Source organism: Aminobacter sp. 01T433 (genome assembly GCF_056398585.1).
Genome location: NZ_JBFTPR010000011.1, coordinates 142,985 through 158,656, shown reverse-complemented (window position 1 = coordinate 158,656; position 15,672 = coordinate 142,985). Strand labels below are relative to the sequence as shown.

General features: G+C 62.8%; 16 protein-coding genes. 8 read left to right on the top strand and 8 right to left on the bottom strand.

Annotated elements, in window-relative coordinates:
* Positions 1 to 13: 13 nt before the first annotated feature.
* The 4 genes from AC1DLV_RS19815 to AC1DLV_RS19800 are packed head-to-tail and all read right to left on the bottom strand — an operon-like array spanning position 14 to position 3,879.
* Positions 14 to 643, bottom strand: a complete 630-nt coding sequence (locus AC1DLV_RS19815; protein ID WP_476784982.1) for a hypothetical protein — start codon at positions 641 to 643, stop codon at positions 14 to 16.
* Entirely contained in the window at positions 627 to 2,027 is a 1,401-nt protein-coding gene (fliI, locus tag AC1DLV_RS19810; protein WP_476801635.1) for a flagellar protein export ATPase FliI, read from the bottom strand. The genes AC1DLV_RS19815 and fliI overlap by 17 nt, the downstream gene beginning before the upstream one ends.
* Positions 2,028 to 2,750 (bottom strand): flagellar basal-body rod protein FlgF, encoded by a 723-nt coding sequence (gene flgF / locus AC1DLV_RS19805; RefSeq protein WP_476836216.1) that lies wholly within the window; start codon positions 2,748 to 2,750, stop codon positions 2,028 to 2,030.
* A 7-nt stretch (positions 2,751 to 2,757) separates the two neighbouring features.
* Complete coding sequence (locus AC1DLV_RS19800; RefSeq protein WP_476801633.1) at positions 2,758 to 3,879, bottom strand: DUF1217 domain-containing protein; 1,122 nt, start codon at positions 3,877 to 3,879, stop codon at positions 2,758 to 2,760.
* A 153-nt stretch (positions 3,880 to 4,032) separates the two neighbouring features.
* Here AC1DLV_RS19800 and motA point away from each other — a divergent pair, with 153 nt between their 5' ends.
* From motA to AC1DLV_RS19770, 6 genes are read left to right on the top strand one after another with little or no spacing between them, the layout of a single operon-like run.
* The gene (gene motA, locus AC1DLV_RS19795; protein WP_476782491.1) at positions 4,033 to 4,908 is read left to right on the top strand and encodes a flagellar motor stator protein MotA; all 876 of its coding nucleotides are present in this window, start codon (positions 4,033 to 4,035) and stop codon (positions 4,906 to 4,908) included.
* Positions 4,909 to 4,943: 35 nt separating this feature from the next.
* Positions 4,944 to 5,879 (top strand): FliM/FliN family flagellar motor switch protein, encoded by a 936-nt coding sequence (locus AC1DLV_RS19790; protein ID WP_476801632.1) that lies wholly within the window; start codon positions 4,944 to 4,946, stop codon positions 5,877 to 5,879.
* 57 nt (positions 5,880 to 5,936) lie between these two features.
* Positions 5,937 to 6,335, top strand: coding sequence for a flagellar motor switch protein FliN (gene fliN, locus AC1DLV_RS19785; protein ID WP_476801631.1), 399 nt, complete (start codon positions 5,937 to 5,939; stop codon positions 6,333 to 6,335).
* A gap of 43 nt (positions 6,336 to 6,378) precedes the next feature.
* Positions 6,379 to 7,389 carry a flagellar motor switch protein FliG gene (locus tag AC1DLV_RS19780; protein WP_476801630.1) on the top strand — a complete coding sequence of 337 codons (1,011 nt, stop codon included), beginning with the start codon at positions 6,379 to 6,381 and terminating at the stop codon, positions 7,387 to 7,389.
* A gap of 26 nt (positions 7,390 to 7,415) precedes the next feature.
* The gene (flhB, locus tag AC1DLV_RS19775) at positions 7,416 to 8,492 is read left to right on the top strand and encodes a flagellar biosynthesis protein FlhB (protein WP_476801629.1); all 1,077 of its coding nucleotides are present in this window, start codon (positions 7,416 to 7,418) and stop codon (positions 8,490 to 8,492) included.
* Positions 8,489 to 8,932: a hypothetical protein gene (locus AC1DLV_RS19770; protein WP_476801628.1), complete on the top strand. Its 444-nt coding sequence runs from the start codon at positions 8,489 to 8,491 to the stop codon at positions 8,930 to 8,932. Before flhB ends, AC1DLV_RS19770 begins: the two co-directional genes overlap by 4 nt.
* 14 nt (positions 8,933 to 8,946) lie before the next feature.
* Here the strand turns inward: AC1DLV_RS19770 and AC1DLV_RS19765 are convergent, their stop codons facing one another.
* Both AC1DLV_RS19765 and AC1DLV_RS19760 read right to left on the bottom strand, forming a co-directional pair.
* Positions 8,947 to 9,696 carry a helix-turn-helix transcriptional regulator gene (locus AC1DLV_RS19765; RefSeq protein WP_476801627.1) on the bottom strand — a complete coding sequence of 250 codons (750 nt, stop codon included), beginning with the start codon at positions 9,694 to 9,696 and terminating at the stop codon, positions 8,947 to 8,949.
* Entirely contained in the window at positions 9,693 to 10,394 is a 702-nt protein-coding gene (locus tag AC1DLV_RS19760; RefSeq protein WP_476782484.1) for a helix-turn-helix transcriptional regulator, read from the bottom strand. Before AC1DLV_RS19760 ends, AC1DLV_RS19765 begins: the two co-directional genes overlap by 4 nt.
* A 413-nt stretch (positions 10,395 to 10,807) precedes the next feature.
* Between AC1DLV_RS19760 and AC1DLV_RS19755 the strand changes: the two genes are divergently transcribed.
* Positions 10,808 to 11,992 (top strand): TMEM43 family protein, encoded by a 1,185-nt coding sequence (locus AC1DLV_RS19755; RefSeq protein ID WP_476801626.1) that lies wholly within the window; start codon positions 10,808 to 10,810, stop codon positions 11,990 to 11,992.
* 7 nt (positions 11,993 to 11,999) lie between these two features.
* Here AC1DLV_RS19755 and AC1DLV_RS19750 read toward each other — a convergent pair whose 3' ends face one another.
* Together AC1DLV_RS19750 and AC1DLV_RS19745 are read right to left on the bottom strand one after the other, a co-directional pair.
* Positions 12,000 to 13,031 carry a histone deacetylase family protein gene (locus tag AC1DLV_RS19750; protein ID WP_476801625.1) on the bottom strand — a complete coding sequence of 344 codons (1,032 nt, stop codon included), beginning with the start codon at positions 13,029 to 13,031 and terminating at the stop codon, positions 12,000 to 12,002.
* Positions 13,032 to 13,048: 17 nt separating this feature from the next.
* On the bottom strand, positions 13,049 to 13,702 hold the full coding sequence (locus AC1DLV_RS19745; protein ID WP_476801624.1) for a TetR/AcrR family transcriptional regulator: 654 nt from the start codon (positions 13,700 to 13,702) through the stop codon (positions 13,049 to 13,051).
* A gap of 213 nt (positions 13,703 to 13,915) precedes the next feature.
* Here AC1DLV_RS19745 and AC1DLV_RS19740 point away from each other — a divergent pair, with 213 nt between their 5' ends.
* The gene (locus tag AC1DLV_RS19740) at positions 13,916 to 15,592 is read left to right on the top strand and encodes an amidohydrolase (RefSeq protein ID WP_476801623.1); all 1,677 of its coding nucleotides are present in this window, start codon (positions 13,916 to 13,918) and stop codon (positions 15,590 to 15,592) included.
* The last annotated feature ends 80 nt before the right edge of the window (positions 15,593 to 15,672 follow it).

Here is a 15,672-nt window from a genome sequence, read left to right as displayed (position 1 = left end):
CGGCAAAACCAGCTCAAGGCGAGACGTGGAAGACCTCTTCGCGCGAGGTGACGAGCACCCATTTGCCGTCGCGCTGTTCGATCGAGGCGACACGGCTCGAGTCGGGCAGCGGCGAACCGCGCTGGACGATCCAGACGCCGGCATCGTCTTCGACCATGGCTCGGCCGTTGGCGATATGAACGAGCTTGAATTCGATCTTCGGTCCGGGGAAGGGCTGTTCGGTAACGCCCGGAACGCCAACCTCGTCGTCCTTGTCGCGGCGCAGCGAGCCGGTGGCAAAGAGGTCGAGCTTCATCGGCGGAATATCTTCGACCGACATCGGCGCGCCTATGCGGTTGACCTGTTGGCCCATGGCGAGCGGAATCGGTTGCTGGTTCTGGCCGCCTCCGGAGAATTTCATCGCGCGGACGCCGAATTTCTCCTGGTTGAAGAAGATGTACCAGGGAAACAGCGCGCAGGTGAGACCGAGCGCGATGCCGAGGCCAGCGATGACGAAGTCGCTGCTGCGGTCGCGCTTTTCGCGCCTTGGGGTGATGGTCAGCGGCGAGCGCTTCAAGCCGAGGCGCTGGAGCAGCGTGAGCGGCTTGTCCTTGCTCCCGATCATTTCGAGGAACACGCTTGCCGGGTCATTCCGCCTGAACATGGGCTCTATCCTTGGCTTTCAGGTGACGTGCGAGATCGGAGAACGGATCCAGCGAAGGCCTATCGGCAGGCGACTGGCCGAGTGCCTCGTAGATCACCGGAACCTGGCGCACGGCGAGATCGAGCTCCGGATCGGCGCCGGCCTGGTAGGCGCCGAGCAGGCGGATGTCGCGAGTGTCTTCGAAACGCGAGATCATCGCCTTGAGCTTGCTGACGAGCTGGCGCTGTTCCGGGGTCCAGGCCTTGCCGGCCAGACGCGAGATCGAAGACAGCGGATTGACTGGCGGATAGCGGCCCTGCTCGGCAATCGAGCGGTCGAGCACGACGTGGCCGTCGAGGATGCCGCGGACGGAATCGGCGACCGGATCGTTATGGTCGTCGCCGTCGACGAGCACCGAGATGATCGCGGTGATCGAGCCGGTGCCTTCCATACCGGGGCCAGCGCGCTCGAGCAGCTTGGGCAGGTCGGTGAAGACGGATGCGGGATAGCCACGCGCGACCGGCGGTTCGCCGGCACCGATCGCGACCTCGCGCAGGGCGTGAGCAAAGCGGGTGATCGAATCCAAAACCAGAAGCACGCGGTCGCCACGGTCGCGGAAATGCTCGGCGACGCGCATGGCGGTGTCGGGCGCACGGCGGCGCATCATCGCGCTCTCGTCGGAGGTGGCAACGACCGCGACCGTCTTGGCCATGGAGGCCGCACCGATGGTGTCTTCAAGGAATTCGCGGACTTCGCGGCCACGCTCGCCGATCAGGGCGACGACGACGGTGTCGAAGGCATCGGCGCCGGCGAGCATGGCCAGCAGCGTCGACTTGCCGACACCGGAGCCGGCGAAGATGCCCATGCGCTGTCCGAAGCAGAGGGGGGTGAAGATGTCGATGACACGAACACCGGTCATGAAGCCGGTTTCGACGCGCTGGCGGGCAAGCGCTGCCGGCGGCACGGCTTCGGCCGCGTCCTGCTTGGCGTTGCGGATCAGCGGTGCACCACCGTCGATGGGGCGTGCAAGGGCGTCGATGGCGCGTCCGCGCCAGCTCGGATGCGGGGTAATGGCGATCGGGCCGCGGGTGAAGACGGCATCGCCGACACCCACCTCGGCGCTGCTCTCATAAGGGGCGACCAGCACTTCGTCGCGAGCGATCTGGACGATTTCGCCCCGGCGGTTGCGGCCGTGCCCGCGGTGCTCGACGATGTCGCCGAGCCGCGCGCTCGCGGACAGGCCGCCGACCTTGTAGTGGGTTGGCGCGATTTCGGTGACCCTGCCACCACGCCTGACCAGCAGGCGGTCGTCAGTGAAGCGGTTCTGGATACGCTCCAGCGCCTCGAGCCGGTTGTCGTGGACCGGCTGTGGCCCGTTGCGGATGGCGGTCAGGGACGTGCTCACTTATTTCGAGCCGAGCGTCTTGATGGCGTCGGAGAACGAGGCTTCGTTCTGGCGTATCAGGGCGGCGGTGTTTTCGAAGGCACGCTGCACCATGATGAGCTTGGTCATCTCCTTGATCGGATTGACGTTGGACTCTTCGACGAAGCCCTGGACGATGCCGGCGTTCATGCGGTCGACAACCGGCTGGGGCGGTGTCGGTGGCACAACGCCCGAATTGCCATAGCGGACAAAGTTGATGCCGGGGTTGAAGTCGTAGAGGCCGATGGCGCCGACCAGGCGGTCACCCTGGCGCAGCGCGCCGTCGGCACCCGCTGTCGGGGGACCAGCACGCGGGTCGAGCTGTATCGGCGCGCCGCCGGCGTCGAGTACCTGGTGGCCCTCGACGGTGACGAGCTGGCCGTCCTGGGTCATGGAGAAGCGGCCATCGCGCGTCATCACCACGCCGGCGGGCGTGTCGATGCCAAACCAGGCGTCGCCACGAATGGCGAAGTCGAACGGGTTGCCGGTTTCACGCATGCCGCCGTGCTGGGTCGAGAGATAGGTGTCGCCGGGCGAGGTGAAGGACACCGACTTCTGGCCGAGGCCGGAGACGACGTCCTCGAACTTCACGCCAGTGGCGCGGAAGCCGACGGTGGAGGCGTTGGCGACGTTGTCGGCGATGGTGTTGAGGCGCTTTTCGAGTGCGACCTGGGCGGAGAGGGCGACGTAGAGACCGTTTTGCATGATGTCCTCAGAACCTCAGCTTTTGCATGGCAAACAGCAGGTCGGTCGATACGCCAGCGGCCGGCGAGCCGCCGAAAAGCACGCCGACGGAGGCTTGCACCGGTGAGGAGGGGTTGTTGATTTCCCAAAGGCTGGTGAAGCGCTTCATGAATTCGCCGAGCTTCTTGGGATCGGAGAAGTCCTCGACCTTGAGCTTGCTCTCAAACAGCGCGACCTGGCGGTCGATGTTGGCGCCAGCGAAAGACTCGGGCAGAGCAAGCGCCGTGCGCAGGACCTTGGCGAGGGCGGGGTCGGCAAGCACCTGGTAGAAGCTGGTGATGGTCGATGCCTTACGCTCGAAATAGAGCGCCAGGCGCACGCCTTCATTGTCCTTGCCGGCGTTTTCCTCCAGCGTCTGGCGCATGAACTTGTCGACGGCCGGCTTCTGGGAGGGATTGATGGTGGTGGCACTCTCGCCATAGGCCTCGAAGTTATAGACGCTGGCGAAGGCGGCGTAGTTCTTGTTCGTCATCTGGTTGGCGTAGCTTTTCGGATCTCGAACGCCACCAGCCAGGACCTTCTCCATCATCTCCTTGTTGGGGATCGAAGATTCGATGCCGAAGGATGTCATGGCGAATTTGTACAGCCTGTCGTCACCCAGCAGATCCTTGGAGGACTTCACCTTGACGATGTTGTCGAGGTAGTACTTGACCTCTTTCTGGACCGCTTCCGACTTGGGATCGAGGCCGCCCAGTTCTGCCTTGATCAGATATTGGCTGACGGCACCTTGCTGGGCCTTGTTGTAGGTGGTGGCCTGCGCGCCGAGTTCGGCGAAATTGAAGCTCTTGACGAATTCGGCGTAGCGCTTGTCGGTCAGCTTGTTGGCGAAGCTGTCCTTGCTGGTGATGCCTTCCTTCAGCGCCTTGACCATGAACGCCTTGGCGTAGGCCATGTCCTGGAGACCGTGCGCCTTCATGGCGTATTTGAACAGACGGTCGTTCTTGACGAACTCGTCGATCGACTTCACGTTCTTGATGTTCTTCAGATAGTATTCGGTCTCGCGCTCGACGGTGGGCTGGGACTCGACGCGGTCGATTGCCTTGCCGATGTCCCTCGCGATCAGGTGATAGCTTGTATAGGTATTGAGCATGACAATAGCCCTTCCGCCGCAGGATAGTCGGGGGAGGCTACGCTCAAATGCTTGCGCGAGGCTGAATCATTTTGCTGCGTTCCTTCAAGCCTCACACAAGGCACGCAAGCTATCTGTGTCTGCATAGTGCTTTGAATGCGGAAGGACCTGCCTGTGGGCATTCTGATCGGACTCGTCGTGACGCTGGGCTGTGTGCTTGGCGGCTTCATGGCGATGGGCGGACATCTAAACGTGTTGATGCAGCCCTGGGAGCTCGTCATCATCGGCGGCGCAGCCCTTGGCACCTTCCTCGTGGCCAACCCGATGGCCACCGTCAAGGACACCGGCAGGGGCATCATGGAAGCCTTCAAGCAGGCGGTGCCGAAAGAGCAGGACTATCTTGAAACGCTGGGCGTGCTGCATTCCCTGATGCGCGAACTGCGCACCAAGACGCGTTCGGAAGTCGAAGCCCATATCGACAATCCGGACGAGTCGGCGATCTTCCAGGCTTTCCCGACGGTGCTGAAAAACTACGATCTGACGCATTTCATCTGCGATTATTGCCGCATCATCATCATCGGCAATGCACGTTCGCACGAGATTGAAGCGTTGATGGACGAGGAAATCCAGACCATCCGTGCCGACAAGCTCAAGTCCTATCACGCGCTTGTCGCGGTCGGCGACGGTCTGCCGGCGCTCGGCATCGTTGCCGCCGTGCTCGGCGTGGTCAAGGCGATGGGCGCGCTCGACCAGTCGCCCGAGATCCTCGGCGGCCTGATCGGTGCGGCTCTTGTTGGCACCTTCCTTGGCATCTTCTTGTCCTATTCGGTGGTCAACCCGATCGCCACCAAGGTCAAGACGGTCCGCGAGAAGAAGAACCGCCTCTATATCGTCGTGAAGCAGACGCTGCTTGCCTACATGAACGGCTCGCTGCCGCAGGTGGCGATCGAGTTCGGCCGCAAGACGATCTCGTCTTACGATCGTCCGTCGATCGATGCGGTGGAGCAGAGCACGCTGAACACCGGCAATACCGAAAAGAAGGCGGCCTGACCGATGCGGGACGCTGACAAAGGGCATCGCAAGCCATGAACACCACGGCAAGCCCGGCGGAACCACGCGACATCGTGATCGAGCGCCTTCTGGGCGACACCGGCGAGCCGGCCAAGGTGCATTCGGCCGCCCGCCGTCTGGCCGAGCGCTCGTCACCTTTGATTGCCAAGTATTTGAGCGAAGTGCTACCGGAGCAGATCTTCGTCGAGGTGGTCGAGGTCAAGCTCGCCCGCATGGCCGATGCCAAGGCGGGTAAAAGCAACCAGGCCATGTCGGTCGCGATCACCCAGACGTCTCCGGACGGGCTGGTGATGACGCTCGATCCGCAAGCGCTGGCGATCCTGGTGCATATCATGTTCGGTGGCGATCCGAGCCGCGAGGTCGCGCCGATCGACCGCGAGCTGTCATCGATCGAGACGAGCGTTGCGACATTGGTCTTCCAGGACGTGGCGCGCGCCATGAACGTGCAAGGTCCGGACGGCGGTCTCGGCGTCAAGCTGCCGGTGGCCGAGGCGATGACCGGCACTGTCATGAAGAAGCATGTTTTCCGCGACGGGCCCTCTGCCCGCGTCACGCTGTCGATCTCGACGGCCGTGTCGCGCGGCCTGCTGGTGCTGACCCTGCCGCAGCGCGTGCTGATCGAAGATCGCCGCTCAAAGGCCGAGAAGGAAGCCGAGGCAATCCCGACGACCGAGTGGCGGTCGCGCTTTTCCGACGAGCTGATGCGTTCGACTGTACGCCTCGAAGCATCGATGCCGCTCGGGCGCTTGACGCTCGGCGACCTGACCGGGCTCGCGGTCGGGCAGGTCATCGAACTGGCTGAGAACACCCAATCCAATGCCGTGATCGCCGCGCGTGGCAAGACGCTGTTTGCCTGCGAGTTCGGCAAGCTCGGCCAGAACTACACCGTACGCATCAAGCGTCCGATCGACGCCACCGAAGAAACAATTGAAGGGATCGTCGCGGGCTGAGCTGATGCGCTGCCAAGCAGCGTGAGGCACCGCGAACGACAGAACTGGAGAACACCGATGAGCAAGGCGCAGTCCAAGCCCGAGGTCGAAAAGCCCGAAGTCGAAGTCGAGGACGACCAGCTCAACCGCGCCATCGAAGAGCTGCGTGGCGTTCTGAGCGAAGAAGAAAAGCGACCCGGTATTGCCCGCACGTCCAACGTTGGCAACAACAGCGTCATCTTCGACATTCCAGTCGAGGTGCAGATCGTGCTCGGTAGCACCGAAATGCCGGTGGCTGATCTGATGACGCTGCAGAAGGGCTCGACCATCGCACTCGACCGTCGCATCGGCGAGCCGGTCGACGTGGTGGTCAATGGCCGTAGGATCGCGCGCGGCGAAATCACCGTGCTCGAAAGCGATCCGTCGCGCTTTGGCATCCGCCTGACCGAAATCGTTGCTGCGACCAAGACCGCCTGAGGACTTTGAACGTGCTTTCCCTTGCTTTTCGAAAGGCTTGCGCATGACGACGCTGGCGACGCTGACGCGGCCGCAAAAGGCGGCGGCCATACTGGTGGCGATGGGCAAGCCGTCGGCAAGCCGGCTGCTCAAGTTCTTCAAGCAAGATGAGCTCAAGGCGCTGATCGAGGGCGCGCGGCTGCTGCAGACCATTCCGCAGGCCGACCTCGAACGGATCGTCGCCGAATTCGAGGCCGAGTTCACCGAGGGTGCGGGCCTGCTCGATTCGGCCGACAAGATGGACACGATCCTCAACGAGTCGTTGTCGCCCGAAGAGATGAAGGCGCTGATGGGCAAGGACGAGCCCATGGCCAAGAAGGACACCACGGTGCCGGTGTGGCCGCAGCTCGAAAAGCTCGAAGCCGCCCAGATCGGGGCATTCCTTGCCAATGAGCATCCACAGACGTCGGCGATGATCCTGTCCAACCTCGCGCCGAACTATGCCGCAAGCGTGGTGCTGACGATGGAAAAGCCGGCGCGCAGCGAAATCATCAAGCGGATGATGGAACTGACGAACGTACCGGAAGCTGCGACGAGGCTGGTCGAAAACCAGATCCGCACCCGCGTTCTGACCGAAAGCGCCCAGAAGGACACCTCTGCCGGGCAGACCCGCGTCGCAAGCGTGCTCAACGAACTCGACAAGTCGCAGCTCGAAGAAGTGATGAGCGACCTGCGCGAAGTTGGCATGGCCGATCTCGATGCCATCCGCGCCCGGCTGTTTTCCTTCGACGATGTCCCCACGATGTCGCAGAAAGCGCGCGTGGCGCTGTTCGACGGGCTGTCGAGCGAGCTTATCACGCTTGCCTTGCGCGGCACGGCGCTGCCACTGGCCGAGGCCGTACTGTCGTCGATCGGCGCTCGTTCGCGCCGCATGATCGAATCCGAACTCAGCCAGGGATCGGAAGGCATCCAGCCTGCCGACATCCTGCGTGCCCGCAAGACCATTGCCTCCACGGCTTTGCGCATGGCGAACGAGGGTCTCCTCGAACTGCCAACGACGCAAGAAGCCGCCTGATCCCGTCCGCGCGGGACTGCTGAGCGATGTCGGACGAAGACAAAGACTCCAAAACAGAAGAGCCGACAGAGAAGAAAATCCGCGACACGATGGAGAAAGGCAAATTGCCTGTCTCCAAGGAAATCGCGATCTTCACCTCGTTCCTGGCGATCATGGTCTACACCGTCTTCTTCGTCTCCGATTCGGTGGCTGAGCTCGGCGTCTTTTTGTCGAATTTCCTCGAACAGCCGGAAGCCTGGCCGCTTGGTACCGAACGCGACGTGATCGAGCTCTACCAGGCTGTCGCTGTCGAGGTCGGGCGTGCTGTCGCGAGCCTGTTCTTGTTGCTCGTGGTCGCCGGCCTCGGCGCATCGCTGGTCCAGAACATCCCGCAGTTCGTTGGCGAACGCATCCGCCCGCAAGCCTCGCGCATCTCGCTGACCAAGGGCTGGTCGCGCATGTTCGGCGCGCAGGGCTTCGCCGAGTTCCTGAAGTCGCTGGCCAAGCTCTGCTTTGTGATGATCGTGCTGTACTTCGTCCTGTCGGACGATCATCGGCGACTGCTCGCCGGCATGATCACCAATCCCGTGGCCTTCGGAAGTGTCATCCGCGATATCGCCGTCGATATCCTGGTGGCGATCGTCTTCGTCATGGGGGTGATCGGCGTCGCCGACATCGTGTGGTCGCGCTTCCACTGGTTCCAGGAACAGCGCATGACCAAGCAAGAGGTCAAGGACGAGATGAAGCAGTCGGAAGGCGATCCGATCGTGAAGTCGCGCCTGCGCTCCATCGCGCGCGACCGCGCCCGCCAGCGCATGCTGACGGCGGTGCCGAAAGCAACGCTGGTGATCGCCAATCCGACCCATTTCGCCATCGCGCTGCGCTATGTTCGCGACCAGGATGCGGCCCCTGTCGTGCTCGCCAAGGGGCAAGATCTGGTGGCGCTGAAGATCCGTGAGATCGCCGAACAGAACGGCATTCCGGTCTTCGAGGACGTGGCTCTAGCCCGCTCCATGTACAAGCAAGTTTCGGTGGATAATATCATCCCATCGCAGTTCTATCAGGCCGTCGCCGAACTGGTGCGGATCGTTTACGGAAACAGGGCTCAGCGCAATCAGTCATGAAACATCAGCAGCATGCTTCGTCCCGTGAGGTCCTTGTCGCAACGGCTATCCAGCCGGTGGTGCGCGAATTGCGCCTCGTCGACCTGGCCGATTACATCGCCTTCATCCGGATGGAGCATTTCGCCAACGTGGCAGATCTCGTCGATTCAGCGGCTGAACTCTATTTCATGCCAGGCGCGCTGCGCCTTGGGCTGGGCGGCGAGGCGCATGTCAGCTGGACAGGTGCTCCGCGCATCGTGCTCGACCTCGAGCTCAGGCCCGAAGGTGCGGTGATCTATTTCCAGCTGTCGATGACCGCCAACAATGCCTCGGTCGAGGTGCACTACGTCTCCTTCGAAAAGCCCGATGCCGAGCCCGAGAAGAACACCGAATATCTCGCAGCCGCGATCCAGCATGCGATGCTCAGGCGGCCGGAGACACCGCGCGCAGAGGCGGCTTAAGGTGACGTGTCAGTCTAATCAATCAGGCCCAGACGCAGCGCCTTGGCGACCGCATGCATGCGGTTGACGGCGTTGAGCTTCTGCGTCGTCTGGGTGAGATATTGATTGGCGGTGTGGACCGAAAGCTTGAGCAGCTTGGCGATCTCTTCGCTGGTGTAGCCGCGCGAGGTCAGCTTCAGGCATTCGATCTCGCGGCGCGACATCGAAGGCATTTCGCGAGACTGGGTGGCGTTGATGCGGGCCACCGCATCAAACAGCTGGAAGCAGCGGCCATGCAGGTCATGCAGCGATTGCGGGTTGGGTGAAAGCTCAGGACCGGCGAAGATGAAAAGGCCGACCTGGCCGCGGTCGGTGTAGACAGGGAAGGCGATGCCGCGGCCGCTCTGTGCCAGCGGCTCGATGCGGCTCGTCCAGGGAAGTTCTGAGAAAGCGTGCGCTGCATCGGCATTGTCTGCCCACCAGCATGGCGCGGTCGACTGGCGCGCATGTCGCATCAGATGTTCGCCGATGCCACCGCCGAGAAGGCGGGCAGCGGACATGGTGCTGGGATAGTCGGAATCAAAGCACGGCGTGAGCCGGCTGCTGTCGGCGGACGAACCAGCGAGGCAAAGCGCGAAATCGCGCGCCCCGAGATCGACGGCAATCCAGCGGCAGCGCTTGGCAGCGTCGGCGAGGGTTACGGCGGGCATGCCGATCGCGGCGGACGCAATGTCCTGCTGGCAGTCCGACGCGCGGCCTAGCTGTTTTGCCTGGGCGTAGCTCAAATGATGCCGCTCCTGATTGCGGTCGCAATCGCCATGGCGCGATTGGAGGCCGACAGTTTCTGGATCGCGTGGGTGATGTAGGAATTGACGGTGTTGGACGACACACCAAGGATCAGCGCGACCTCGTCGGTGGTCTTGCCTTCGGACACCCAAAACAGGCATTCGCGCTCGCGGTCGGAGAGCGGGTCCTGCATTGTCGCGGCTGCCAGGATGCTGGGCGCCTGCGACAGCGCATAGCAGCATTCGAGCTGAGTGCGCGGCATGACGGCTGGGTCAATGCGGCCAGCTTCGTCTGCGGAAAACAGCACGAACAGGCGCTGGCGGCCGACATGCAGGCGTAGAGCGAAGATTTCGGCATGGCCGAGTATGTCGAGCAGGCGGGCTTCCTCGCCGCCGAGGATTCCTGGAGCCTGCGAGGCGATGAGGCTCTGCGGGCGGCCGCCCGGCGCGCTGGCGAACGGGCCTTGGGCGAGACCGGCGATGAGCGCATGGCCGGCAAGCTGGATGGCGTCATAGATCCAGTTCGAGGCGATGATCTGGAGATTGTCGCGCTCCTGGTCCTGGGCGATGGCGACGAGCATGTAGCCGTCGGCGCCGATCTCGTCGGTCAGGTTCATGAAGAAAGCGGTGAGATCGCTGCGTGATGCGAGCCTTGCTGCGACGGTCGTATGTTCGTGGCGGGCTGCGAGGGCGGTCATTCTCAAAACTTCTGCCGGAATCCATTTGGGAACCGGAGTTGGGCGGCGGCCCGATCCGGTCGAAATATCCATAACTTTGACGTAAAAACGCGACGCGGACGCCTGGGGCATCCATCGGCCGAATCCGTACTGGTCGCGCGAAACCTGACGCGCTCTCAACCGGGAAAATTCCCGGCATTTCAGAGAGTTGGTGGTTCGCCGCGCCCCCCGAGGACCGGCTGATTCGTGGTTAATCTAACCGCTCGCGAATCGCTCTGCAAACATAATTGACAAAAAGTTAATTCAGAGTCCTTCGACAGACTCAAGGCGGGTTGAAAGCTCGCGGAAACCTTGGGGAAAGCTTCGCGACAATCGCCATTGATCGGCTGACACAATAGGCATAACGCTGCGTCCACTGCGGGCAGGGGAATGCGATGAGCGAGCAAATTCGTGAAGTGACCAGCGTATCATGGTTCGGGCGGATCAAGCGTGCGGTCGGCGGCGTGCTGGTCGGCCTGATCCTTGTCGTTGCCATGGTGGCGGTGCTGTTCTGGAACGAAGGCAGGGCGGTGACCACCGCGCGCTCTCTGGCCGAAGGCGCGGGTGCCGTGGTGTCGGTGCCGTCCGATGCGATCAATGGCGCCAATGAGGGCAAGCTCATCCATACCAGTGGGGCCATGAGCACATCGGAAGGGCTCAGCGACCCGGACTTTGCAATATCGGCCGAAGGCGTGCGCCTGGTGCGCAACGTTGAGATGTACCAGTGGGTGGAGAACTCCAAATCGGAGACGACCACCAAGCTGGGCGGCGGCGAAGAGACGGTCACCACCTACAGCTATGCCAAGCAATGGCAGGACCGGCCGATCTCGTCATCCGAGTTCAAGCAGCCGTCCAACCACCAGAATCCGTCCATGGAGATCGCTTCGCGGTCGTTCCAGATCCCCGAGGGCAGGCTTGGCGCGTTCGTTCTGGACGAACCAGTGCTCGACCGCATCGGCGATGCCCAGCCGCTGACCATATCGCCGACCCAGCTCTCGGATATCCAGGACGCCCATTCCGGCACCGAGCGCATCAGCGTCGTCGATGGCCGGATATTCCTGGGCGTCAACCCGACATCGCCTGTTATTGGCGACTATCGCATCGGCTACAGGCTGGTGCCGCTCGGCGACATCAGCGTGATCGGCCAGCAAAGCGGCCACAGGTTTTCGCCCTACCAGACGGTCGCGGGCGATGAATTGCTGCTGGTCGATGCCGGCAAGGTGCCGGCCGAAAAGATGTTCGCGAACGCGGTGAGCGCCAACACCATCATTACCTGGCTGGTGCGCGCCGGCTGCCTGCTTCTACTGGCCATCGGTTTCGGATTGCTGCTGGCACCGCTCGGCGTATTGGCCGATGTGATCCCGTTCGTCGGCAGCATCGTGCGCATGGGGACGGGGCTGATCGCCTTCGTGCTGGCGCTGCTAGTAGGGACGGCGACCATCGCTGTGGCGTGGTTCTGGTACCGGCCGCTGCTGGCGGTCGGCATCGCTGTGGCCGGGCTTGCCTTGGCTTATGTGCTGACGAGGTTCGGCAAGCGCAAGGCGGCAGCCGCCGCACCGCAAGGCGGCGCGACGGCGTAGATGGCAATTACCGCCCCTCGAAGCCGGTGAGCACGCCGACAGCGTTGATACCGATCTCGTCGACGGCGTAGCCGCCTTCCATGACAAATAGTGTCGGCAGGCCAAGCTTGGCGATGCGCGCACCGATCTTGGGGTAGTCGGCGCTGGTCAGCTTGAACTGGCTGATCGGGTCCTTTTCGAAAGTGTCGACGCCGAGCGAGACTACAACGATTTCGGGCGCATAGGCGGCAAGCTTCTGGCAGGCATCCTCGAGCGCTTCGTTCCACTTCTCCCACGAGGTGCCGAAGGGCATCGGGTAGTTGAGATTGAAGCCTTCGCCTGCGCCTGAACCGCGCTCGTCGGTATGGCCGAGGAAGAACGGATATTCGGTCATCGGGTCGCCATGCAGGTTGATGACCTGGATGTCGGGGCGATCGTAGAAGATTTCCTGGGTGCCGTTGCCGTGGTGGTAGTCGACGTCGAGAACGGCGACGCGCTTGGCGCCCTGGTCGCGGAACCACTGGGCTGCGACGGCGGCGTTGTTGATGAAGCAATAGCCGCCCATGAAGGCGGCACCCGCGTGGTGGCCGGGCGGACGGCAAAGCGCGAATGCGCTGCGTTCGCCAGCCTTGACCAGCTGGGCCGCGGTCAGCGCCACGTCATAAGACGACTTGATGGCGTCCCACGTGCCTTTGACGAAGCTCGCGCCGCCGTCGAAGGAGTAGAAGCCGAGCAAGGCCTCGATGTTGCGCGGACGCACGTCGCCGCGCAGGCCGCGCGTCGGCCAGGCGAAGGGGATGGCCGAGCCCGACTTGCCGGCGGCTTCCCACTCCGGCCAGACGGTCGGCAGGAAGTCGATGTAGTCGGCGGTATGGACGCGCTTGGCAGCCGTGAGGTCGTGCACCTCGGGCGCCAGGATGTCCCCCAGCTTTTGATTTTCGATCCGCGTCCTGATGATCTCGGCCCGCGAGGGTTTTTCGAAGCCGGGCACGATGGCACCCGCGACAAGCTCCATCTGGCCGCTGTGGCCGGCGTGAAGCGGCGAAAAGACTGTCTTCATGAAAATCCTTCCTGGTTCTAGTTGAAGTCGAGATAGGGGTCGACGAGGGCAAGCCACATGGTCTTGACGTCGTCCTGGATGAGATCGAAGGCCTTGCGGTCGCGCTTGAGCCCGACGAGACGGCAGACGTGGCCGACTTCCATCATCACCACGCCGAGCCGGCTGGCGACCTGGTCCTGAAGTGCGGGATTCACATGCTGCAGCCAGGCGGCGTAGAGGGCGATGATCTGTTCGTCGTATTCGTTCTGGATGGGCCTGAGATCGGGATTGCCGGTGATGGCCTCGATGACCGGCATCAGATTGGCGTTGTCGAGATAGAGCCTGGAGGTGTCGGCGAAGAGCTTGTCGACCTCCTGCTGAAACTCGCCGCGGTTGGCGGGGCGCGGGGCGTCGATACGCCTGGCGATCACTTCGGGGAAGGCGCCGAGCCAGCGCCGGGCGAGGTCGAGAAGGATCGCTTCCTTGTTGGGGAAGTATTGATAGACCGACCCGACGGACAAGCCGGCGCGCTGCGCAATCGCCAGCGTCGTTGGCGTCTTGGTGCCCTGTTCCCTGGTCAATATCAGGGCGGCATCGAGGATCCTGTCGACCACCTTGCTCGACCGTTCCTGTCGGGGCTGCTTGCGCGGCTTGAGCGCTGTCGTGGTTTTCCAGCTGAGACTGCGATTCACGGAATGATCTTCTCGCTCCCTAGGCGCGGTCATCATATGCGAGCGCGTCCTCCACAACGCATCCACTATCCCGCATATTGACAAACGCGAATAATTAGTCGCATTTTTTCCCGTTGCTGTCTTCAGGGAAACGCGAGGAATTCCTGGGACAGCGGACCGGTCTCAACCTTCCAAGATTGAACGGTCTCTGTCAGTCAAAAGCGCGGAGTCGCGATGTCTGTCCAAACGGTTCGCAATGCCGATCTGATCGTCATCAACGGCCGCGTGTTGACCATGGACCCGACCCGGCCCGCGGCGGAAGCGGTGGCCATCACTGACGGCTTGATCACCGCCGTCGGCGCCAAGGCAACCGTTGAAGCGTTGCGCGGACCTCAGACCAAGGTCATCGATGCCCGTGGCGGATCGGTGGTGCCGGGCTTCATCGAAGCGCACATGCATCTCTTTTCGGGTGCGGCCGAACTCGCCCATCTCCAGCTCGCGGGCGTCCACGGCTTTGAAGCCTTGCGCGATGCGGTGCAGGCCTACGCCAGGTCGCGGCCCGATGCGCGCATGCTGGTGGGGCAAGGCGCGGACTATACGATCTTGGGCGCTGAGCGCGTGACACGGCATCATCTCGACGCGATCCTGCCCGACCGGCCGTTCCTGATGGCGGCACCCGACCACCACACGTATTGGGCGAACACCCGGGCGCTCGAGATGGCCGAAGTGCTGCATGGGCGCGAGCTGACGCCCGGCAACGAGATCGTCATGGGCGCCGACGGCCTGGCTGAAGGCGAGCTGCGCGAAAACGAGGCGTTCAACCCGGTGCTGAAGCTTGCCGGTGAGGGGCGCGTGCGGCTCGGGCTTTCGACCGGCGGCGAGCCCGACCCGATGCCGAACGCGGAGGAACGTGCCGGCGACCGCGCCATCATGCGCCGCGGCCTCGACTGGTGCGCGCGCCACGGCATCACTTCGGTCCAGAACATGGACGGCAACTACTACCAGCTCGAACTCCTGTCGGAAGTCGAGGCCGAGGGCGACCTGATCTGCCGGGTAAAGGTCCCGTTCCACTACAAGAACTTCATGACCCTCGACATGCTCGACAAGGCATCGGACATGGCCGAGCGCTACAACAGCGAGTGGCTGTCTTCGGGCATGGTGAAGCTGTTTTACGACGGCGTGCTCGACTCCTGGACGGCCGTCATGATCGAGCCTTATGCCGACCGCCCCGACTGGGTTGGGGAGCCGCTGTTTTCGCCGGAGGAATTTTCGCGCATCGCCGTCGAGATCGACCGGCGCGGCCTGCAGATCGCCGTGCATTCGATCGGCGACGGTGCCGTGCGCGCCGTGCTCGACGGCTACGAGGCAGCTCAGAAGGCTAATGGCAAGCGCGACAGCCGTCACCGCGTCGAACATATCGAGTTGACCACCGCGACCGATATTCCGCGCTTTGTCGATCTCGGCGTCATCGCCTCGATGCAGCCGCCCCATCCGCCTGGAGGCATGAGCTTCCCGCTTGAGCCGACTGTGTCGCGGATCGGCCGCGAGCGCTGGCCTTATGCCTACCCGACGCGCACGCTGATCGATGCCGGCGCCCATGTGGTGTTTGCATCGGACTGGCCTGTGGCGCCCATCGACCCGATCCTGGGCATGCAGGCGGCCATGCTGCGCAAGCCTTGGGCGGACGACATGCCCGACCAGCGTGTTTCGCTGCAACAGGCGCTGGCCGGCTACACGCTCGAGGGGGCTTATGCCGAATTCATGGAAGACAAGAAGGGGCTGATAAAGCCCGGCTTTTTCGGCGATCTGGTCGTGCTGTCGGCCGATCTCGAAGCGACAGCGCCTGAAGGTCTGCATGAGGTTCGGCCGGTGACGACGATCTGCGGTGGCAGGGTGACCTACCAGGCCTGAGTGGCCTGGCGAATTGATTGAGTGCTGTTGTTGCCAAGCCGCGTGGCCTGTGGTGACAATTGAACGGGGAAAAAAGTTCC

Bases quoted from the DNA above. Each gene is read 5' to 3' on its own strand.
- AC1DLV_RS19755 (WP_476801626.1), top strand. From the start codon at position 10,808: ATGAGCGAGCAAATTCGTGAAGTGACCAGCGTATCATGGTTCGGGCGG.
- AC1DLV_RS19770 (WP_476801628.1), top strand. From the start codon at position 8,489: ATGAAACATCAGCAGCATGCTTCGTCCCGTGAGGTCCTTGTCGCAACG.
- flgF (WP_476836216.1), bottom strand. From the start codon at position 2,750: ATGCAAAACGGTCTCTACGTCGCCCTCTCCGCCCAGGTCGCACTCGAA.
- AC1DLV_RS19800 (WP_476801633.1), bottom strand. From the start codon at position 3,879: ATGCTCAATACCTATACAAGCTATCACCTGATCGCGAGGGACATCGGC.
- AC1DLV_RS19815 (WP_476784982.1), bottom strand. From the start codon at position 643: ATGTTCAGGCGGAATGACCCGGCAAGCGTGTTCCTCGAAATGATCGGG.
- AC1DLV_RS19740 (WP_476801623.1), top strand. From the start codon at position 13,916: ATGTCTGTCCAAACGGTTCGCAATGCCGATCTGATCGTCATCAACGGC.
- AC1DLV_RS19750 (WP_476801625.1), bottom strand. From the start codon at position 13,031: ATGAAGACAGTCTTTTCGCCGCTTCACGCCGGCCACAGCGGCCAGATG.
- AC1DLV_RS19790 (WP_476801632.1), top strand. From the start codon at position 4,944: ATGAACACCACGGCAAGCCCGGCGGAACCACGCGACATCGTGATCGAG.
- fliN (WP_476801631.1), top strand. From the start codon at position 5,937: ATGAGCAAGGCGCAGTCCAAGCCCGAGGTCGAAAAGCCCGAAGTCGAA.
- AC1DLV_RS19780 (WP_476801630.1), top strand. From the start codon at position 6,379: ATGACGACGCTGGCGACGCTGACGCGGCCGCAAAAGGCGGCGGCCATA.
- AC1DLV_RS19760 (WP_476782484.1), bottom strand. From the start codon at position 10,394: ATGACCGCCCTCGCAGCCCGCCACGAACATACGACCGTCGCAGCAAGG.
- flhB (WP_476801629.1), top strand. From the start codon at position 7,416: ATGTCGGACGAAGACAAAGACTCCAAAACAGAAGAGCCGACAGAGAAG.